Here is an 18,970-nt window from a genome sequence, read left to right on the forward strand (position 1 = left end):
GCTCGCCCCCTGTCCGCGCTGGCTGCTGTTGCGGGGGCGAGACTACTGTCAGCGGGCCGCTTGTCCAGCCAGCTCAATCACCGTCGCCACGTCAGACAGGCCATAGCCGTTGAATTGCGTGCTCATGGCCGAGGAATAGGCGCCCAGCCCCGGAAACAGCACATAGTCCCCCGCGACGCAATCGCAAGGCAGCGGCAGCCCGTCCGGCAGCCGGTCAAGACTGTCGCAGGTCGGTCCGAACACCACCCGCGGCTTGCGGACACCGCTGCGGTGGGTGCCGTCGGAGGCCACGACCTCAACCCGGCCCGGCAGCCCCATGTCGCGGATATCGACCAGGCCGCCATAGATCCCGTCGTTCAGGAACACCACCGCGCCGTCCTTGCGCATCCCCTTGATGCGGGCGGCCAGGGTGAAGCTTTCGGAGACCATCGCCCGGCCCGGCTCGCAGATCAGCGTGGGCTTCTCCGCGCCGAACGCCTGATCCGCCGCCGTGCCAATGGCGGCAAAGACCTTTTCCAGATCCGGCGCCACGCCATCGCGGTTGGCGGCAAAGCCGCCGCCCACATTCAGGCGCGCAATCCGCACTCCCGCCGCATCGACGATCCGCTTTGCGGCATGGACATATTCGACCCAGGCCATCTCATCTTCGCACTGAGTGCCCGGGTGGAAACACAAGGCAGGCGTCCAGCCCTTGGCCGCCACCTGCTTCAGCAGTTCCACCGCCTCCTCCGGCGCGGCGCCGAACTTGCTGCCGAAATCATAGGCCGCGCCCGCCACCGGCAGCGCAAAGCGCACGGCGATCTCGCAGGCGCGCGGCACAGCGTCCAGCTTTTCCAGCTCGCTCAGCTCATCCACTGACCAGCTGGCGACGCCGTGTTCGATCCCGGCGGCGATCTCCGCTTCGGACCGCATCGGGTTGTTGTAATGCATCACCGCATCGGGGCTGGCGGCGCGCACCGCCTCCATCTCTGCGGGCGAGGCCACATCAAAGGCGGTGATCCCCGCCGCCACGAGGTTGGACAGAACCGCCGGGTGCGGGTTGGCCTTGACCGCATAGGTCACCAGCCCCGGAAACCCCTGGCTGAACCGCCGCGCCACCTCGTGCAGGACCCGCGGCGAGAAATACAGGATCGGATGATCCGGCGCGCTGCGGGCCAGGTGGGACTCAGGCGAAAGCCAAAGCGGGGGAATCTGCTGCATCTGTAACCCTCATTCGTTTTACATATTTTCCGCGAGTTTTCCGTCGATTCCGCTCGTCACTTTGCCTATAGTGACGAAAACTTTCGTCAGATCGCAGGCATTTCATGCAAACCGACGACACCGATCAGCGCCTTGTCACACTGATGCGGGAGAATGCCCGCCGCCCGGTGGCCGAGCTGGCGCGCCATCTTGGCCTTGCCCGCACCACAGTGCAGGCCCGGATCGAGCGGCTGGAGGCCACCGGGGTGATCACCGGCTACACGCTCAAATCCTGCGCCGCCGCCCGCCCGCCGCTGCAGGCCACGGTGCTCATGTCGATCGAGCCGCGCAGCGGGCCGGAGGTGCTGGCGCGGCTGCGCAAACTGCCGGGGGTTGAGGTCGTTCACACCACCTCCGGCCGGTTCGATCTGCTGGCGCAGGTGGTGGCGCAAAGCACTGCGGAACTGGACGAAACCATCGACAAGATCGCGGAAGCCCGCGGGGTGCGCTCGTCGGAAAGCCTGATCCACCTGGCGACCAAGCTGGACCGGACCGGGCAATAAGGGGCAGACGGTCCGTGCGCGATCCAGCTGCCTGCGGCGGAGATTACGGCCGCCGGGCCTAAGGTGTCGCGCTCTCCGGAAAATCGTGCGCCCGGCCCGTACCGCGGAATGCGCGTCAGCAGGGGCCGGGCGTCTTTGATTTCGGCGCCGCTGCGGGGCGCTTGAAAGACCGGTGCGCCACCGCTGTTCCGCGCGGCGCTTGGTTAACGGAAAACGCGCCCGCCCGCCGCTGGTTCCATAAAAGTTGACCGATGCCACGCCCGGCAGGCCGCCGCACTGCCCCGGTGCCGCTGGGACTTTCCCTTTGCCGCCCCTTTCGGTAAGGGATAGCGCGACCCCAAATTTACACGCACGCAGGACCTAGCGCATGGCGATGGAAAAGACATTCAACGCGGCTGAGGCCGAAAGCCGCCTTTACAAGGCCTGGGAAGAGGCCGGCTGTTTCAAGGCAGGCGCAAATGCCAAGCCGGAAGCCTCCACCTATTGCATCATGATCCCGCCGCCGAACGTCACGGGCGTCTTGCACATGGGCCACGCCTTCAACAACACGTTGCAGGACATCCTGATCCGCTGGAAACGGATGCAGGGGTACGACACCCTGTGGCAGCCGGGCACCGACCACGCGGGGATCGCGACCCAGATGGTTGTCGAGCGTGAGCTGGCCAAGACCCAGCAGCCGTCCCGCCGCGTGCTGGGCCGCGAGCAATTCCTGGAGAAGGTCTGGGAGTGGAAGGAAAAATCCGGCGGCACCATTGTTGAGCAGCTGAAACGCCTCGGCGCGTCCTGCGATTTCTCCCGCACCGCCTTCACCATGGCGGGCGCCCATGGCGACACCCGCGTGGGCCACGAGAACTCCCCCAACTTCCATGACGCCGTGATCAAGGTGTTCGTGGAGATGTACAACAAGGGCCTGATCTACCGCGGCAAGCGGCTGGTCAACTGGGACCCGCATTTCGAGACCGCGATCTCTGACCTCGAAGTCGAGAACATCGAGGTTGCGGGCCACATGTGGCACTTCAAGTACCCGCTCGCGAATGGCGCCACCTACACCTATGTGGAGAAGGACGCCGACGGCAACGTCACGCTGGAGGAAGAGCGCGACTATATCTCTATCGCGACCACCCGGCCCGAGACCATGCTGGGCGACGGCGCGGTTGCGGTGCATCCCAGCGATGAGCGGTATGCGCCCATCGTCGGCAAGCTGTGCGAAATCCCGGTCGGCCCCAAGGAGCACCGCCGCCTGATCCCGATCATCACTGATGAATACCCGGACAAGGACTTCGGCTCGGGTGCGGTGAAGATCACCGGCGCGCATGACTTCAACGACTACCAGGTTGCCAAGCGCGGCGGCATCCCGATGTACCGCCTGATGGACACCAAGGGCCAGATGCGCGACGACGGCGCCCCCTACGCAGAAGCCGTCGGCATTGCCATGGCAGTGGCCAAGGGCGAACAGACCCTGAGCGAGAATGAAGCCGACGCCATCAACCTGGTGCCGGACGACCTGCGCGGTCTGGACCGGTTCGAGGCGCGCAAACTGGTGGTGGAGCAGATCACCCGCGAAGGCCTGGCGGTGATGCAGACCGTCACCAAGACCGACCCTGAGAGCGGCGAGGACGTTCAGGTGCAGGTGCCTTACGTCGAGAACAAACCGATCATGCAGCCCTTTGGCGACCGTTCCAAGGTTGTGATCGAGCCGATGCTGACCGACCAGTGGTTCGTGGACGCGGAAAAGGTTGTCGGCCCGGCGCTGGATGCCGTGCGTAATGGCGATGTGAAGATCCTGCCGGAATCGGGCGAGAAGACCTATTACCACTGGCTGGAGAACATCGAACCCTGGTGCATCTCGCGCCAGCTGTGGTGGGGCCATCAGATCCCGGTTTGGTACATCCCCGGCGAGGAGGACTGGTACCCGATCTGCGCCGCGACTGAGGAAGAGGCGCTGGAAAAGGCACGCCTGCAGTCCGCCGAAGGCACCGAATTCCGCATCGTTGCAGATCAGCACGAAGCGGCGAAGATTCTGGCCGAACAGGTCAAGCTGATGGACGTGCAGGACGAAGGCGCGATCCGCAGCTTTGACGGGCCGATGCAAGTGCCGATGTTCCGCGACCCTGACGTCCTCGACACTTGGTTCTCCTCCGGCCTCTGGCCGATCGGCACGCTGGGCTGGCCGGACACCACTCCGGAAATGGAGAAGTACTTCCCGACCTCGACCCTGGTCACCGGCCAGGACATCCTGTTCTTCTGGGTTGCCCGGATGATGATGATGCAGCTGGCGGTGCTGGACGAGAACCTGCCGGTCAAGAAGCGCATCCCCTTCGACACCGTCTACCTGCATGGCCTCGTGCGCGACGCCAAGGGCAAGAAGATGTCGAAATCCACCGGCAACGTGGTCGACCCGCTGGAGATCATCGACGAGTTCGGCGCCGACGCGCTGCGCTTCTCCTCCGCCGCGATGGCGGCGCTTGGCGGCGTGCTGAAGCTGGATATGGAGCGGCTCAAGGGCTACCGGAACTTTGGCACCAAGCTGTGGAATGCGGTGAACTTTGCCCATTTCAACAACGTCTATGACCCGAACGTCCCCGCCTACGCCTGCCCGGATGCCAAGGCAGCCGTGAACCAGTGGATCATTGGCGAGACCGCCAAGGTGCGGGTTGAAGTGGACGCCGCCCTCGAGGCGTTCCGCTTCAACGATGCGGCCAATGCGCTTTATGCCTTTGTCTGGGGCAAGGTCTGCGACTGGTACATCGAGCTGTCCAAGCCGCTGTTCGGCTCCGAAGATGAGGCGGTGATTACCGAGACCCGCCAGACGCTGGGCTGGGTGCTGGATCAGTGCATGATCCTCCTGCACCCGATCATGCCCTTCATCACCGAGGAGCTGTGGGGCAACACCGCCAAGCGTTCGAACATGCTGGTGCATGAAGACTGGCCGGCCTACGGCACTGAGCTGGTCAACCCGCAAGCGGACGCCGAGATGAACTGGGTGATCACCGCAATCGAGAACATCCGCTCTACCCGCGCGCAGATGCATGTGCCGGCCGGGGCCAAGATCCCGATGGTGGTGACCGAATTCTCCGATCAGGCCCGCGCGGCCTGGGAGAAGAACGAGGCGATGATCCAGAAACTGGCCCGCATCACCTCGCTGGAACAGGTGGAGAGCTTCCCCAAAGGCTGCGCCTCGGTCGCTGCTCCGGGCGCCTCCTTCGGTCTGCCGCTGGCGGATGTGATCGACGTGGACGCCGAAAAGGCGCGGCTGGAAAAGACCCTGGGCAAGCTGGCCAAGGAGCTGGGCGGCCTGCGCGGGCGGCTGAACAACCCGAAATTCGCGGCCTCCGCCCCGGAAGAGGTTGTGGCAGAGGCGCGCGAAAACCTCGCCGCGCGCGAAGAAGAGGAAGCCAAGGTCAAGGAAGCGCTGGCACGCCTGGCTGAAATCGGCTGACACGGCCCTGCCGTTAATCATGGTTGAAACGCCCGCCGTGTCTGGCGGGCGTTTTCCTTTCCGGCGCAACATACTGAAACAACCGCAAATTCCGTCAGAACGGCAAATTCTTAATAACCGCCCCATTGTGTTCGGAACGGATTTGTATCAGCCTGAACTCAACCATAAAAAGAAGGGAGGCTGCACCCCATGCCCAAAGGATACTGGGTGGCCCACGTGGATGTGAATGACGCGGAGCGTTACAAGGATTACATCAGCGCCAACGGGCCGGTGTTTGCGGAATACGGCGCCAGGTTCCTGATCCGCGGCGGCCCGAAGGAAGTGCGCGAAGGGCAGATGAAGGCGCGCACGGTGGTGATTGAATTCAAGGATTTCGCAACCGCAAAAGCCTGCTATGATTCAGTGGCCTACCAGGACGCCAAGGCCTTGCGCGATCCGGTGTCTGCCGGTGATATGGAAATCATCGAAGGCTACGGCGAATAATCCCGCGCCCCGCCGCGCAGCTGACTGAGGTCATCGAATGCCCCTGCTTAAGAAATTCTTCCAAGCTTTCCGCCCGTCCGAACCGCCGGCCCTGCCCGACCCGGATGCCGAACTGGCGCTGGGGGCGCTCTTGGTGCGGGTGGCGCAATCCGACCGCGACTACCAGCTGGAGGAGATCAGCCTGATCGACCGGATCCTGGCCCGGCTTTACCAGCACAACGCGATCGAGGCCGCCAAGGTGCGCGCCACCTGCGAGAAGCTGCACGCCGCGGCGCCGGAAACCGACACCTTCGGGCGGCTGATCCGCGAAACCACCGGCCTGGAGGAGCGCCTCGCCGCGCTGGACGCGCTGTGGGAAGTGGTGCTGGCCGACGGCAGCGCCCACGAGGGCGAAGTCACCATCGTCGAGGAGGCCCGCAAGGCGATGGGCCTGTCCTATACCGACAGCCAGAAGGCCCGGGAGCGCGCCGAGGAGAAACTCGGCAGCACCGCTGGAGAGCATTGATGTTCCGGGAGCTTCTGCACCGCCTGCTGGAGCCCGCGCCTGCCACGCTGGATGACGAAGGCGCGCGGCTGGCGCTGACCGCGCTGCTGGTGCGGATTGCCCGCTCAGACCACAATTATTCCGAAGTGGAAAAGGACCGCATCGACCGCATTCTGGCGGCCCGCTACGGGCTGGACACCGGCGGCGCGCTGATCCTGCGCGAACAGGCGGAGGCGATGGAGGCCGAGGCCCCCGACACCGTCCGCTTTACCCGCGCGATCAAGGATGCCGTGGCCTATGAGGACCGCACCGGCGTGCTTGAGGCGCTGTGGCAGGTGGCCCTGGCCGACGGACGCCGCGATGCGAACGAAGACGCGCTCTTGCGGCTGTCAGCCAGCCTGCTGGGGGTATCGGACGTGGACAGCGCCAAGGCGCGCCAACGGGCAGAGGCTGCTTTATGATTGCTCATCTTGAAATGTACGACCGCCCGGAAACCGCGGCGGCAAACGACCGGTTCTGGGCCTCGATCCGCGATCACCTTGGCGGCGGCCCCGGGCAGCTGACCCGCGGCGCCGATTTCTGGGAGGTCTGGAAATCCCCCGATCTGCTGCTGTCGCAGACTTGCGGCTGCCCTTACCGCACCCGGCTTTACGGCGAGGTAGAGCTTGTCGGCACCCCCGACTACGGCCTGCCCGGCTGCCCGCCCGGCCATTACAACAGCGTCTTCATTGCCCGCAAAGAGGACGCAGGCCAGCCCCTTGGCAGCTTTGCCGGACGCCGCTTTGCCTACAACGAAGCGCTGTCGCAATCGGGCTGGGCGGCGCCGATGGTGCATCTGCATGACCGCAGCATCCTGCCCGGCGCGCTGGTGGACACCGGCGGCCACCGGCTGTCTGCCGAAGCCGTGACCGAGGGCCGCGCCGACTTTGCCGCGCTGGACGCGCTGACCTGGGAAATGGTCCGTGAATTCGATGGTTTCGCCGCCGGGCTGACAGAGATCGAGCGCACCGAGCCCACGCCCGGGCTGCCCTATATCACCGCTTTGGGCGGCGACACCAAGGCGCTGTTTTCCGCAATCGAATCCGCCATCCGCGGGCTGGACCCGGAGACCCGCCGCCTGCTGCACCTGAACGGCCTCGTTCAGATCGCTCCCAGCGGCTACCTGGCGGTGCCGACGCCGCCTGGCCCGGTGCTGACCAGTCAGCGCATCCGGACTGCAGAGCTGACGTAGCGCCCCTTCCAAAACGGCGGCACACTCCCCCGTTTTGCGGCCTGCGGTGCCAGCTTGTGCGGTTTGAACGTTGCATTCGGTCTTTTTTTCGGTCCAATAAGAACGAATTTCCACTCATAGGGACAACGACACCTTGACCGATACAACGCCCGTTCTGCAAATCCGCGGCCTGCACAAATCCTATGGTGAGCTGGAAGTGATCAAAGGCGTGGATATCACCGCCCACAAGGGGGATGTGGTTTCGCTGATCGGGTCTTCGGGGTCGGGCAAGTCCACCCTTCTGCGCTGCTGCAACCTGCTGGAAGACAGCCAGGAAGGCGAGATCCTGTTCAAGGGCGAACCCGTCACCTGGACCGGCCAGGGGCTGAACCGCCGCCCCTCCGACGCCAAGCAGATCCTGCGCATCCGCACCAATCTCAGTATGGTATTCCAGCAGTTCAACCTGTGGGCCCATATGACCATCCTGCAGAACGTGATGGAAGCGCCGGTCACCGTGCTGGGCCGCGACAAGTCTGAGGTGGAGGAGAAAGCCCGCTATTACCTGACCAAGGTCGGGATCGGCGACAAATGCGATGTCTACCCGGCCCAGCTGTCGGGCGGCCAGCAGCAGCGCGCCGCGATTGCCCGCGCGCTGTGCATGGAACCCGAGGCGCTGCTGTTTGACGAGCCCACCTCCGCCCTTGATCCGGAGCTGGAACAGGAAGTGATCAGGGTGATCAAGGACCTGGCTGCCGAAGGCCGCACCATGATGATCGTGACCCATGACATGAAAATGGCTGCCGACGTCTCCAGCCACGTTGTCTTCCTGCACCAGGGCCTGATCGAAGAAGAAGGCACCCCCGACGAAGTCTTTGGCGGCACCCGCTCCGAGCGGCTGCGCGCCTTCCTGTCCTCGACGCGCCACGCGCATTGAGCAATAACAAACAAGTCCAACAACCAACCAAAAACGGGAGTATACTCATGAAATCACTGATCCTTGGCACCGCCGCCCTGGCGCTGTCCGCGGGCATGGGCCTGGCGGAGACGGTGCGCCTTGGCACCGAAGGCGCCTATGCGCCGTGGAACTTCGTCAACGACGCGGGCGAAATCGACGGTTTCGAGCGCGAACTGGGCGACGAGCTGTGCAAGCGTGCCGAGCTGACCTGCGAGTGGGTCAAGAACGACTGGGATTCGATCATTCCGAACCTGGTGTCCGGCAACTACGACACCATCATCGCCGGCATGTCGATCACCGACGAGCGTGACGAGGTCATTGACTTCACCCAGCCCTACACGCCGCCGGATCCGTCCGCCTATGTTGCCCAGTCGGCAGACATCGACCTGGAATCCGGCGTGATTGCCGCCCAGGCCACCACCATCCAGGCCGCCTTTGTGGCCGAGCAGGGCTGGACCCTGGTTGAGTTTGCCACCCCGGAAGAAACCGTCGCCGCCGTGCGCAACGGCGAAGCTGACGCGGTTCTGGCCGACAAGAGCTTCCTCGACACCGTGGTTGGTGACGATCTGGTGATGCTCGAAAAGACCGAAGCTCTGGGCGGCGGCGTCGGCATGGGCTTCCGCGAGTCGGACGCTGAGCTGCGCGGCAAGTTCGATGCGGCGATCCAGTCGATGAAAGATGACGGCTCGCTGAACGAACTGATCGCCAAGTGGGAAGTGTCCTCCCAGTGGTAATCTGATCCTGTTCCAGGATCTGCAGGCCCGCCGCCGCGGCGCGCGGGCCTCATTCATTCTCTTCCGGCGGCCATGCTGCCGGGCACGGCCGGAGAAAGACAGGCACTAACATGTTTTCCTATTGCACGGACCCGTCCACGCTTGAGGGGCTGAGCTGGCTCAGCTGCTACCTGACCACGGGCAAGCACTTGAACCTTTACATCTCGGTCGTCGTGGTTCTGGTCCTGCTGGCCATCACCGCCCCGGTTGCGCTGCTGTTCGGCTTCGGCGCCGCCAGCGCCGCCCGCTCCAAGTTCCTGCCGCTGCGCTGGTTCGGAAAGGGTTATACCAGCATCGTGCGGGGCGTGCCGGACATTGCCTTCTTCCTGTTTTTCGTTATCGCGCTGGACCAGGCGTTCGAGTGGATGCGCCACAAGGTGAAATGCCCGGACTGGGATCAGCCGATCCGGCAGGGCATCGACTTTGTGGTCTGCGACGCAGCCAAGCTGCCGCTGTCCGCATCGCCGCAGTGGGTGCATGAAACCTACGGCTTTTTCCTGGCGGTTCTGACCTTCTCGATCGTCTTCGGGGCCTTTGCCGCCAACGTTCTGTACGGCGCCATGCGGGCCGTTCCGCGCGCCCAGATCGAAACCGCCGAGGCCTATGGCATGACCACACGCCAGGCGTTCTGGCGCATTCTGGTGCCGCAGATGTGGGTCTATGCGCTGCCGGGCCTGTCGAACCTGTGGATGGTGCTGATCAAGGCGACGCCGCTTTTGTTCCTGCTGGGGGTCGAGGACATCGTTTACTGGGCGCGGGAGCTGGGCGGCACCAAGACCGAGCGTTTCACGGAATACCCGCATCCGAACTGGCATGTCTGGTATTTTGCGGCGCTCTTGGTGTTCTACCTCTGCTTCACCAAGGTGTCCGAAGTGGTTCTGGCCCGGATCATGAAGCGCCTGACCAAAGGCCAGGCCACAGCGGGCGGCGAAGCACAAAGAAAGGCAGCGGCATGAGTTGCGTTGAAACCATCCAGGCCTATGCCTTCCGCTCCCTGGGGATTGGCGAACGGCTGCTGCCGCGCGGCGAATATACCCTGTGCGAGCATTTCACCCTGATCGGCTCCGGCCTGATCTGGAATGTCTACTTCGGCGCGCTGGCGCTGGCGACCGGCTTTTTCCTGGCGGTGGCGCTGGCGGTGGGCAAGTCCAGCCCCAACCCGCTGTGGCGCAAACCGGCGGAGTGGTTCATCTTCGTGTTCCGCGGCAGCCCGCTGTTCATCCAGTTCTTCTTTGCCTATGCCTGCTTCCTCAGCCTGAAAAGCGTCTCCAGCTTCTTTGACCCGTTCACCTCGGCCTGGCTGGGCGCCCTGGTCGTGCTGTTCTTCAACACCGCCGCCTATTCGGGGGAGATCTTCTATGGCGCGCTGCTGTCGATCCCCAAGGGCGATATCGAGGCCGCGGACGCCTATGGCATGTCCGGCTGGACCCGGTTCCGCCGCATCACCTTCCCGACCATGCTGCGGCTGGCCTGGCCCGCCTACACCAACGAGGCGATTTTCCTGTTCCACGCCACCACGCTGGTGTTCTTCTCCGGCTTCCCGGCCTGGCGGCAGCAGGGCGATGCGCTGTATTACGCCAGCTACTTCGCGGACAAGACCTTCAACCCGTTTGTCCCCTACCCGATCCTGGCGTTCTACTTCATCTTGCTGACGCTGGTGATCATCGCCATCTTCGGCGCGGTGAACAAACACCTGAACAAGCACCTGCCCCAGGAACGGCGGAGAAAATTTCGCTTGCGTCCTAATCTGATCCGGTAGTATCCATTATTTGATCAAATTCAGTACCCAGGTGTCCGGCCGCAGAATCCTGCGAGTTCATGGGCAAACCCTAGGCCGCGCTGGATTATGATCAAAAATTGGACCAGGGGTGATAAGCTGCCCCGGCCCTGCTGCGCCCCGTCCGGGGGCGCTGGCGGCCGGCGGTGCCCCCGAAACCGTCAGGTGATTAGATGAAGAACTGGCTCAGGAAAAACCCGCATGTGCGCACCATCCGCGTTGCGGCGGCGGACATCAACGGTCAGGCCCGGGGCAAACGCGTCCCTGCCCGCTTTGCCGACAAGGCGGTCGAGGAAGGCACCCGCTTTCCGCTGTCGGTTCTGAACCTGGACATCTGGGGCGAGGATATCGACGACAGCCCGCTGGTGTTTGAGAGCGGCGATGCCGATGGGGTGCTGAAGCCGACCGAGCGCGGCTTTGTGCCGATGCCCTGGCTGGACGCGCCTTCGGCGCTGCTGCCGATCTGGATGTACCGTGAAGACGGGCGCGCCTACGAAGGTGACCCGCGCCACGCACTGCGCGCCGTGGTGGACCGCTACAAGGCGCTGGGGCTGACCCCGGTGGTCGCGGTGGAGCTGGAATTCTTCCTGATCGACGACAGCGGCAAGAACCTGCAGGTGCCGACGTCGCCGCGGTCCGGCAAGCGCCGCAAGGCGGCGGAAACCATGTCGATCCGGGCGCTGGACCAGTTCGACACCTTCTTCACCGATCTCTACGACGCCTGCGAGGACATGGACATCCCGGCCGACACCGCGATTTCCGAGGCGGGCCTGGGCCAGTTCGAAATCAACCTGATGCACGGCCCCGACGCGCTGCGCGCCGCCGATGACGCCTGGCTGTTCAAGATGCTGGTAAAGGGCCTTGCCCGCCGCCACGGTTTTGCCGCCAGCTTCATGGCCAAACCGTATGAGGACTACGCCGGCAACGGGTTGCACACCCATTTCTCGGTGCTGGATCAGGACGGCAACAACATCTTTGACGACGGCGGCCCCAAGGGCACCGATGCCATGCGCCACGCCGTCGGCGGCTGCCTGAAGGCAATGGGCGATTCCACCCTGGTGTTTGCGCCGCACGGCAACAGCTATGACCGGATGGTGCCGGGCGCCCACGCCCCCACCGGCATCTGCTGGGCCTACGAGAACCGCACCGCCGCGATCCGCGTGCCCTCCGGCAGCCCCAAGGCGCGCCGGATCGAGCACCGCTTTGCGGGCGGCGACGTGAACCCCTATCTGATGCTGACCGCCATTCTCGGCGCCGCGCTTTATGGGATCGAGAACAAGATCGAGCCTTCGGAGCCGATCACCGGCAACGCCTATGCGCTGGACCTGCCGCAGGTGCCCAACACCTGGCAAAGCGCCATTGACGCGTTCGAGAACTCGGACGTCATCCCGCAGTTCTTCTCCGCCGAGATGATCCGCAACATGGTGCTGACCAAGCGCCAGGAGCTGCATTACATGGAAGAACTCACCCCGGAAGAGCGGGTGGAGATCTACCTGGATACGGTCTGACCTAACGGTGGCTTGCCCGCCGTCCTGGCGGCGGGCTACCGTCCCGTGCAGCGAACTTCTTCTGACTGGTGACTTATGAAAATCGGCATCCTGCAAACCGGCCACTCCCCCGAAGACCTGTATGAACCGTTCGGCGATTACGACGGCATGTTCCGCGGCATGCTGGATGGCAAGGGGTTCGAGTTTCAGACCTGGGCCGTGGTGGACGGCATCTTCCCGGACGGGCCGCAGGACGCCGACGGCTGGCTAATCACCGGCTCCAGGCATGGCGCCTATGAGGATCACGCCTGGATCCCGCCGCTGGAGGACCTGATCCGCGCCATCCACGCCAGCAAACAGCCGCTGGCCGGCATCTGCTTTGGCCATCAGATCATCGCCCAAGCGCTTGGCGGAAAGGTCGCCAAGTTCGAAGGCGGCTGGGCTGTGGGCCGCGTCACCTACCAGACGCAGGACGGCCCGCTGACCCTGAACGCCTGGCACCAGGACCAGGTGGTGGAGCTGCCCGAGGGCGCGCGGGTGCTGGGCGGCAATGATTTCTGCCGCAACGGCATCCTGGCTTATGGCGACCACATCATCTCCTGGCAGCCCCACCCCGAGTTTCCCAGCGCCTTTGTCGGCGGCCTGATCGAAAAACGCGGCCGCGGCGTGGTGCCCGACGAGGTGCTCGACCGCGCTGCTGCCGGTCTGGATGCCCCCGTGGATAATCAAAACATCGCAACCTTCCTCGCAGAGTTTTACAGGAAAGAGAGGACCTAATGTCAGCCTGGCTCGACGCCCTTCCCGATGCAGCAAAATCCTATCTGGAGGGCCGTCGTCTCGACGAAGTTGAATGCGTTATCTCGGACCTTCCCGGTATCGCCCGTGGCAAGGCGGTACCGGCATCGAAATTTGCAAAGACCGATTTTTTCCATCTGCCGGACAGCATCTTTTACCAGACCATCACCGGCGACTGGGCCGATGCTGCGGATGACGACGGCTGGATCGAAAAGGACATGACCCTGAAGCCGGACATGTCCACGGCCACGGCCGCGCCCTGGACCGCGGACTGGACACTGCAGGTGATCCATGATGCCTATGACCGGGACGGCGATCCGATCCCCTACAGCCCGCGCAACGTGCTGAAGCGGGTGGTGCAGCTTTATCACGACCAAGGCTGGAAGCCGGTTGTGGCGCCGGAAATGGAATTCTTCCTGGTGTCGCGCAACCTGGACCCGGCGCATGAAATCAAGCCGATGATGGGCCGCTCCGGCCGCCCGGCGGCTGCACGGCAGGCCTATTCGATGACCGCGGTCGACGAATTCGGCCCCGTGATCGACGACATCTACGACTTTGCCGAGGCGCAGGGGTTCGAGATCGACGGCATCACCCAGGAAGGCGGCGCCGGCCAGCTGGAAATCAACTTGCGCCACGGCAACCCGGTCAAGCTGGCGGATGAGGTGTTCTACTTCAAGCGGCTGATCCGCGAGGCAGCGCTGCGTCACGATTGCTTTGCCACCTTTATGGCCAAGCCGATCGAGGATGAGCCCGGTTCCGCGATGCACATCCACCATTCGGTGATCGACATCGAAACCGGAGAGAACATCTTCTCAGGCCCGCAGGGCGGCGAGACCGATGCATTCTTCCACTTCATCGCCGGGCTGCAGAACCACCTGCCCGCGGGTCTTGCGGTCATGGCGCCCTATGTGAACTCCTACCGCCGCTACGTGAAGGACCACGCCGCGCCGATCAATCTGGAATGGGCGCGCGACAACCGCACCACCGGCATCCGAATCCCGCTGTCCGGTCCTGAAGCGCGGCGGGTGGAAAACCGCATCGCAGGCATGGACTGCAACCCCTATCTGGGCATCGCCCTGTCACTGGCCTGCGGCTATCTCGGCCTGATCGAGGAGCAGCGTCCGCGCAAGCAGTTCAAGGGCAATGCCTATGACGGGGATGGCGACATTCCGCAGGTGATGGGCGAGGCGCTCGACATGTTCGAGGAGGCCACCGCCCTGCATGAGGTGCTGGGCCCGGATTTCGCCCGTGTCTACTCCATCGTAAAACGCGCGGAGTACGAGGAGTTCCTGCAGGTGATCTCGCCCTGGGAGCGAGAGCACCTGCTGATGAACGTCTGAAACCTCAGGCGCTGCGCCCCGGTGCAGCGCCCGTGCAATTGAGTATTTACAGAAAGATGAAGAGCAGGCGACGCGCTGGCGGGCCTGCTCCTGATGAGGTGCGTGATGGGGATGAACCTGCTCTATTCCAATGACCGCAAGGGCGAGTACCCGGACAGCTGGTATGCGGCGACGGCCATTCCGATGGAGCGCTTTGCAGCCCTTGACGGCGCGGTGGCCGCGGACGTCTGCGTTGTGGGCGGCGGCTATACCGGGCTGTCGGCAGCGCTGCATCTGGCCGAAGCGGGAATGTCCGTGGTGCTGCTGGACGCGCAGCGGGTGGGCTTTGGCGCCTCCGGGCGCAACGGCGGCCAGCTCGGCAGCGGCCAGCGCATGGACCAGGAGGGTCTGGAGGCGCTGATGGGCGGGCCGGAGGCGCAGAAGCTCTGGCAGCTGGGTGAGGATGCCAAGGATCTGGTGAAATCGCTGATCGCCCGCCACGGCCAGGACTGCCACTTGAAACCCGGCGTCGCCTGGACCGCCTTTTCCGAAAAGGAGGCGGCAGAGCTGCATGACTATGGCCGCCACCTGCAGGACCGCTACGGCTACGGCAGCATTGAGCTGCTCGGCAAGGACGCCTGCTGGGCCATGTGCCCCTCGCCCGCCTATAAGGGCGGCATTCTGGATCACGGTGCGGGGCATCTGCATCCGTTGAACTATGCCTTCAGCCTGGCCCGTGCGGCTGCGGCTGCCGGAGCCGTCATCCACGAGGGCAGCGAGGTTCTGGAGATCGAGGAAGGCGCCAAGCTGCGCATCCGCACCGCGGGCGGCAGCGTCACCGCCGATCATCTGATCCTTGCCTGCAACGGCTATCTTGGCGGCCTGAATGGCCAGGTGGCCGCGCGGGTCATGCCGATCAACAACTTCGTGGTGGCGACTGAGCCGCTGGGCGAGGACGTCGCCCGGGTGCTGGCCCGCGACGTGGCGGTGGCGGATACCAAATTCGTGGTCAACTACTTCCGACTCAGCCATGACAAGCGGCTGCTGTTCGGCGGCGGCGAAAGCTATGGCTACCGCTTCCCCTCCGATATCCAGGCCACCGTGCGCAAGCCGATGACGGAGATCTTTCCGCACTTGAAGGACGTGAAGATCGATTACGCCTGGGGCGGCACCCTGGGTATCACCATGAAGCGGATGCCCTATCTGGCGCGGCTGGCGCCCAACGTGCTGACCGCCTCGGGCTATTCCGGCCACGGTGTCGGCACTGCCACCCATGCGGGCAAGCTGATGGCGCAGGCGATCCAGGGCCGGGCAGAGGGGTTTGACACCCTGGCCCGCGTTCCTGCCCCGCGCTTTCCCGGCGGGCCGCGGATGCGCTCGCCGCTCCTGGTGCTGGCGATGACCTGGTTTGCCCTGCGCGACCGGCTTGGCGTTTAGGCGCTCCTGAGCCGGTTTTCGCGCAACTTCGCAACAATCCTGTGAAATTTTGCCGGGGCGCGGCAAATTCCGCCGCGTCCCCTCTTGGCAGCAGCACTGGTTAGTTTTATGTTTCCTGAAGCAACAATTCAGGATTTTGAAATATGGCCCTGCCGCCCAACGTTCATGACGCTGAGCCCATTCCCGCAGCCGCCCGCGAGGCCATCGACGCGCTGATGCAATCGGGCGATCTTTTCCGCTACACGGCGCCTGATGACGCTCCGGTCACGCTGCTGGAACAGGAATACGCTGAACTGCTGGGCAGCAAATACGCGCTGGCAGTCTCCTCCTGCTCGGCGGCGCTGTTCCTGTCGCTGAAGGCGCTTGGCCTGCCCCGCGATGCCCGGGTGCTGATCCCGGCCTTCACCTTTGCCGCCGTGCCGTCCTCGGTCGTGCATGCCGACTGCGTGCCGGTGCTGTGCGAGGTGGCTGACAACTACCGCATCGATCTGGGCGATTTCGAAGCCAAGCTGGACAGCGTGCAAGCGGTGATCATCAGCCACATGCGCGGCCATACCTCCGATATGGATGCGATCATGGCGCTGTGCGATGCCCGCGGCATCCCGGTGGTCGAGGACGCGGCCCATTCGCTGGGCACCACCTGGAACGGCCGGAACATCGGCACCATCGGCAAGGTGGGCTGCTTCTCCTTCCAGTCCTACAAAATGGTCAACGCTGGCGAAGGCGGCATCCTGATCACTGACGACGCCGACCTGATTGCGCGCGCCGTGATTATGTCCGGTGCCTATGAGCACAACTGGAAAAAGCACAAGGGCCCGCACAGCGATAACACGCCGGAGCTGGCGCAGGCCTTTGCCAAGTGGCAGAACCAGCTGCCGCTTTATAACCTGCGGATGAGCAACCTGTCGGCGGCCGTGATCCGCCCGCAGCTGCCGGAACTGGCGCGCCGGGTGCGCGACGGGCTGGCCAATCACGACTATGTGGCAGCCCGGCTGAACGCCTCCCCCTTCTTCGACGTGCCCGCACCGCTGGGCCCGGAACGCCGCGCGCCGGATTCGATCCAGTTCAACCTGGCGGGCCTCAGCGAAGACCAGACCCGCGCCTTTGCCGCCGCGGCGGAGGCCAAGGGCGTCAAGGTGCAGGTCTTTGGCCTGTCCACCGACAACGCCCGTGCCTTCTGGAACTGGCAGTTCTTGCGCGACCTGCCCGATCTGCCGCAGACCCGCGCCATGCTGATGAAGGCCTGCGACGTACGCCTGCCGGTCCGCCTCAGCCGGGCAGAGCTGGACGTGATCGCGGATATCCTGCTGGGTGCGGTTGAAGATACCATGGGCAAGGCCGCCGCCTGAGACGCAGCCAAGACCTGACAGTTGCAGCCCCGGCCCTGCGCCGGGGCTTTTTCGTGATTGCAATCCGGGCGTGTGCCGTCCACCTTGCCGCCATGAAAGCTCCATTGAAATTCAAGCGGCGCCCGGCAACCGCGCTGGTTGCGATGGCAAACTCCCTGAGCATGGGGGATCCGATCCCCAAGGGCGACCTGAGCCGGATCATCGGCGCGGTTGTGTCGGACCGGGCAGAACGCGCCGCGCTGCTGGCCGCCATCCGCGCCGCCAATGACCCGGACTGCGGTCTTGCCGTGGCCGACCTGCTGACCGCCTTTGCCACCGAGTCGGCAGAGGCTGAGGCGCAGGCCCGCGACGCGGATCAGGTGATCGGCCAATGGGCGCAGCGGCTGGCAGCCGGCGCGCTGCTGGCAAGCTTCGGCGCGGCGATTGCAGGCACGGTGACCGGGGGGCTGGCCTTTGGCCTCATCCTGCTGTCGTTTTCGGGGTTCATCTTCGCAACCGCCTCCCGGATCGGCGGCCGGGTGAAAATGCGCCACCGCGCGCAGGAGCGCGACAGCGCCGAAACCCTTGCCCGCCACGTGCTGGAAGCCGGTAAGCTCGGCGCGGACGGGAAGTGATATGGAATTTTCAGCTTTGTTGCCTTATATAGGGGAAGCAACCGGAGAAACGCATGTTTGAAGCCATGGGACTCGAAACAGTCATCGTCAGCACAATCGTCGGCGCCTGCGCCCTGTCTTTTGGCGCCAGCGCTTATCTGTTCCTGCGCGCGCGGCCAGCAGCTGAAGCCAAAACCCTGGACGAGATCGTGAAGAACGCGCCATACCACCGGCTGCACAATGTGCTGAAGGTCGAAGCCGGGTCGTGACATAACCCTGCACCATACCCTGCACCAAGCCCCCTTATAGAAAAAGCCCCCGCCAAGCTGGACCGGGGGCTTTTCTGTGGGATTTTCTGCCGGCGCGAGCCGCTCAGCCTCACTTCATCTTCGACAGCTTTTCCTGCAGCTCCGCCAGTTGCTTCTTGATATCGTCCAGATCTTCGCCGCTGCCGCCGGATTTCTCCTCCTCGCGCCCGCCGCCGGTCCAGCCCGCCGTGCCAAAGCCGCTGGTCATCGCCTTCAGGAACGCCTCCTGCTGCGCCTTCACCGCCTCGAACCCCGGCATCTTGGCCATCGGGTTCATTGCGGTCATGTTCTCCATCATTTTCGACTGGCTTTCGCGCAGCATGTCGAATGAGGTCTGCAGGAACTGCGGCATTACCCCGCCGCCGGGCACCATGTAGCTGCGCACCAGGTCGTTCAGCACATTCACCGGCAGCACGTTCTCTCCGCGGCTTTCATGCTCGGCAATGATCTGCAACAGGTACTGGCGGGTCAGGTCATCGCCGGTTTTCAGGTCGACGATCTGCACCTCGCGGCCATCCCGGATAAACCCCGCGATATCCTCCAGCGTGACGTAATCGCTGGTCTCGGTATTATACAGCCTGCGGCTGGCATACCGTTTGATCAGCAAGGGTTTGTCCTGTTCTGCCATGTGTTCCCTCCCCGGTCATGACGCATCGCAGCAAAGCCTATGCCACTGCAGAACAAAAGGGAAGCCTCAGCGCCGTTTCCGCAACATTTGATCCTGCCAGCCCCGGTGGCGGCCTGCTGCGGCAGGCCTTGACCTGAACCGGGCTTGAGCTTTTACAGGTCTGTCCTGCAGCACATTCCGCGGCAGGAGCG

19 protein-coding genes are annotated in these 18,970 nt (G+C 64.0%); 17 read left to right on the plus strand and 2 right to left on the minus strand.

The window, feature by feature from the left end; translation table 11 throughout:
• Nucleotides 1-48: 48 nt before the first annotated feature.
• A complete protein-coding gene (locus R2C4_RS10770; protein WP_141890629.1) occupies nucleotides 49-1,200 on the minus strand; it encodes a type III PLP-dependent enzyme in 1,152 nt (383 codons plus the stop codon).
• A gap of 104 nt (nucleotides 1,201-1,304) precedes the next feature.
• Between R2C4_RS10770 and R2C4_RS10775 the strand changes: the two genes are divergently transcribed.
• From R2C4_RS10775 to R2C4_RS10855, 17 genes are all read left to right on the plus strand, one after another.
• Complete coding sequence (locus tag R2C4_RS10775; RefSeq protein WP_141890630.1) at nucleotides 1,305-1,742, plus strand: Lrp/AsnC family transcriptional regulator; 438 nt, start codon at nucleotides 1,305-1,307, stop codon at nucleotides 1,740-1,742.
• Nucleotides 1,743-2,109: 367 nt separating this feature from the next.
• Nucleotides 2,110-5,181 (plus strand): valine--tRNA ligase, encoded by a 3,072-nt coding sequence (locus R2C4_RS10780; RefSeq protein ID WP_141890631.1) that lies wholly within the window; start codon nucleotides 2,110-2,112, stop codon nucleotides 5,179-5,181.
• A 189-nt stretch (nucleotides 5,182-5,370) separates the two neighbouring features.
• A complete protein-coding gene (locus R2C4_RS10785) occupies nucleotides 5,371-5,664 on the plus strand; it encodes a DUF1330 domain-containing protein (RefSeq protein WP_058287816.1) in 294 nt (97 codons plus the stop codon).
• Between the two features lie 43 nt (nucleotides 5,665-5,707).
• Nucleotides 5,708-6,169 (plus strand): tellurite resistance TerB family protein, encoded by a 462-nt coding sequence (locus R2C4_RS10790; protein WP_058287849.1) that lies wholly within the window; start codon nucleotides 5,708-5,710, stop codon nucleotides 6,167-6,169.
• Nucleotides 6,169-6,609, plus strand: coding sequence for a tellurite resistance TerB family protein (locus R2C4_RS10795; RefSeq protein WP_058287817.1), 441 nt, complete (start codon nucleotides 6,169-6,171; stop codon nucleotides 6,607-6,609). Before R2C4_RS10790 ends, R2C4_RS10795 begins: the two co-directional genes overlap by 1 nt.
• Nucleotides 6,606-7,379, plus strand: a complete 774-nt coding sequence (locus tag R2C4_RS10800) for a phosphate/phosphite/phosphonate ABC transporter substrate-binding protein (protein ID WP_141890632.1) — start codon at nucleotides 6,606-6,608, stop codon at nucleotides 7,377-7,379. The genes R2C4_RS10795 and R2C4_RS10800 overlap by 4 nt, the downstream gene beginning before the upstream one ends.
• 133 nt (nucleotides 7,380-7,512) lie before the next feature.
• The gene (locus R2C4_RS10805) at nucleotides 7,513-8,292 is read left to right on the plus strand and encodes an ABC transporter ATP-binding protein (RefSeq protein ID WP_027238073.1); all 780 of its coding nucleotides are present in this window, start codon (nucleotides 7,513-7,515) and stop codon (nucleotides 8,290-8,292) included.
• A 47-nt stretch (nucleotides 8,293-8,339) separates the two neighbouring features.
• Nucleotides 8,340-9,047: a transporter substrate-binding domain-containing protein gene (locus tag R2C4_RS10810; protein ID WP_027238074.1), complete on the plus strand. Its 708-nt coding sequence runs from the start codon at nucleotides 8,340-8,342 to the stop codon at nucleotides 9,045-9,047.
• 110 nt (nucleotides 9,048-9,157) lie between these two features.
• Nucleotides 9,158-10,042: an ABC transporter permease gene (locus R2C4_RS10815; protein WP_058287819.1), complete on the plus strand. Its 885-nt coding sequence runs from the start codon at nucleotides 9,158-9,160 to the stop codon at nucleotides 10,040-10,042.
• A complete protein-coding gene (locus R2C4_RS10820) occupies nucleotides 10,039-10,845 on the plus strand; it encodes an ABC transporter permease (protein ID WP_141890633.1) in 807 nt (268 codons plus the stop codon). Before R2C4_RS10815 ends, R2C4_RS10820 begins: the two co-directional genes overlap by 4 nt.
• 191 nt (nucleotides 10,846-11,036) lie before the next feature.
• Nucleotides 11,037-12,371 carry a glutamine synthetase family protein gene (locus R2C4_RS10825; RefSeq protein ID WP_141890634.1) on the plus strand — a complete coding sequence of 445 codons (1,335 nt, stop codon included), beginning with the start codon at nucleotides 11,037-11,039 and terminating at the stop codon, nucleotides 12,369-12,371.
• Nucleotides 12,372-12,446: 75 nt separating this feature from the next.
• Complete coding sequence (locus tag R2C4_RS10830) at nucleotides 12,447-13,127, plus strand: type 1 glutamine amidotransferase (RefSeq protein ID WP_058287822.1); 681 nt, start codon at nucleotides 12,447-12,449, stop codon at nucleotides 13,125-13,127.
• The gene (locus tag R2C4_RS10835; protein ID WP_141890635.1) at nucleotides 13,127-14,485 is read left to right on the plus strand and encodes a glutamine synthetase family protein; all 1,359 of its coding nucleotides are present in this window, start codon (nucleotides 13,127-13,129) and stop codon (nucleotides 14,483-14,485) included. Before R2C4_RS10830 ends, R2C4_RS10835 begins: the two co-directional genes overlap by 1 nt.
• 105 nt (nucleotides 14,486-14,590) lie before the next feature.
• Complete coding sequence (locus tag R2C4_RS10840) at nucleotides 14,591-15,901, plus strand: NAD(P)/FAD-dependent oxidoreductase (protein WP_208764536.1); 1,311 nt, start codon at nucleotides 14,591-14,593, stop codon at nucleotides 15,899-15,901.
• Between the two features lie 143 nt (nucleotides 15,902-16,044).
• On the plus strand, nucleotides 16,045-17,250 hold the full coding sequence (locus R2C4_RS10845) for a DegT/DnrJ/EryC1/StrS family aminotransferase (protein WP_141890636.1): 1,206 nt from the start codon (nucleotides 16,045-16,047) through the stop codon (nucleotides 17,248-17,250).
• Nucleotides 17,251-17,354: 104 nt separating this feature from the next.
• Complete coding sequence (locus R2C4_RS10850; RefSeq protein ID WP_141890637.1) at nucleotides 17,355-17,864, plus strand: hypothetical protein; 510 nt, start codon at nucleotides 17,355-17,357, stop codon at nucleotides 17,862-17,864.
• A 53-nt stretch (nucleotides 17,865-17,917) separates the two neighbouring features.
• On the plus strand, nucleotides 17,918-18,112 hold the full coding sequence (locus tag R2C4_RS10855) for a lysozyme family protein (RefSeq protein WP_058287826.1): 195 nt from the start codon (nucleotides 17,918-17,920) through the stop codon (nucleotides 18,110-18,112).
• 109 nt (nucleotides 18,113-18,221) lie between these two features.
• Here R2C4_RS10855 and phaR read toward each other — a convergent pair whose 3' ends face one another.
• A complete protein-coding gene (gene phaR / locus R2C4_RS10860) occupies nucleotides 18,222-18,779 on the minus strand; it encodes a polyhydroxyalkanoate synthesis repressor PhaR (RefSeq protein ID WP_058287827.1) in 558 nt (185 codons plus the stop codon).
• Between the last annotated feature and the right edge of the window lie 191 nt (nucleotides 18,780-18,970).

The organism is Leisingera aquaemixtae (assembly GCF_006740765.1).
Classification (GTDB): Bacteria; Pseudomonadota; Alphaproteobacteria; order Rhodobacterales; family Rhodobacteraceae; genus Leisingera; species Leisingera aquaemixtae.

What these genes read in the sequence shown, in the direction of transcription:
- R2C4_RS10770 (WP_141890629.1), bottom strand. Translation starts at nt 1,200, where the DNA reads ATGCAGCAGATTCCCCCGCTTTGGCTTTCGCCTGAGTCCCACCTGGCC.
- R2C4_RS10775 (WP_141890630.1), top strand. Translation starts at nt 1,305, where the DNA reads ATGCAAACCGACGACACCGATCAGCGCCTTGTCACACTGATGCGGGAG.
- R2C4_RS10780 (WP_141890631.1), top strand. Translation starts at nt 2,110, where the DNA reads ATGGCGATGGAAAAGACATTCAACGCGGCTGAGGCCGAAAGCCGCCTT.
- R2C4_RS10785 (WP_058287816.1), top strand. Translation starts at nt 5,371, where the DNA reads ATGCCCAAAGGATACTGGGTGGCCCACGTGGATGTGAATGACGCGGAG.
- R2C4_RS10795 (WP_058287817.1), top strand. Translation starts at nt 6,169, where the DNA reads ATGTTCCGGGAGCTTCTGCACCGCCTGCTGGAGCCCGCGCCTGCCACG.
- R2C4_RS10800 (WP_141890632.1), top strand. Translation starts at nt 6,606, where the DNA reads ATGATTGCTCATCTTGAAATGTACGACCGCCCGGAAACCGCGGCGGCA.
- R2C4_RS10810 (WP_027238074.1), top strand. Translation starts at nt 8,340, where the DNA reads ATGAAATCACTGATCCTTGGCACCGCCGCCCTGGCGCTGTCCGCGGGC.
- R2C4_RS10815 (WP_058287819.1), top strand. Translation starts at nt 9,158, where the DNA reads ATGTTTTCCTATTGCACGGACCCGTCCACGCTTGAGGGGCTGAGCTGG.
- R2C4_RS10820 (WP_141890633.1), top strand. Translation starts at nt 10,039, where the DNA reads ATGAGTTGCGTTGAAACCATCCAGGCCTATGCCTTCCGCTCCCTGGGG.
- R2C4_RS10825 (WP_141890634.1), top strand. Translation starts at nt 11,037, where the DNA reads ATGAAGAACTGGCTCAGGAAAAACCCGCATGTGCGCACCATCCGCGTT.
- R2C4_RS10830 (WP_058287822.1), top strand. Translation starts at nt 12,447, where the DNA reads ATGAAAATCGGCATCCTGCAAACCGGCCACTCCCCCGAAGACCTGTAT.
- R2C4_RS10835 (WP_141890635.1), top strand. Translation starts at nt 13,127, where the DNA reads ATGTCAGCCTGGCTCGACGCCCTTCCCGATGCAGCAAAATCCTATCTG.
- R2C4_RS10840 (WP_208764536.1), top strand. Translation starts at nt 14,591, where the DNA reads ATGGGGATGAACCTGCTCTATTCCAATGACCGCAAGGGCGAGTACCCG.
- R2C4_RS10845 (WP_141890636.1), top strand. Translation starts at nt 16,045, where the DNA reads ATGGCCCTGCCGCCCAACGTTCATGACGCTGAGCCCATTCCCGCAGCC.
- R2C4_RS10855 (WP_058287826.1), top strand. Translation starts at nt 17,918, where the DNA reads ATGTTTGAAGCCATGGGACTCGAAACAGTCATCGTCAGCACAATCGTC.
- phaR (WP_058287827.1), bottom strand. Translation starts at nt 18,779, where the DNA reads ATGGCAGAACAGGACAAACCCTTGCTGATCAAACGGTATGCCAGCCGC.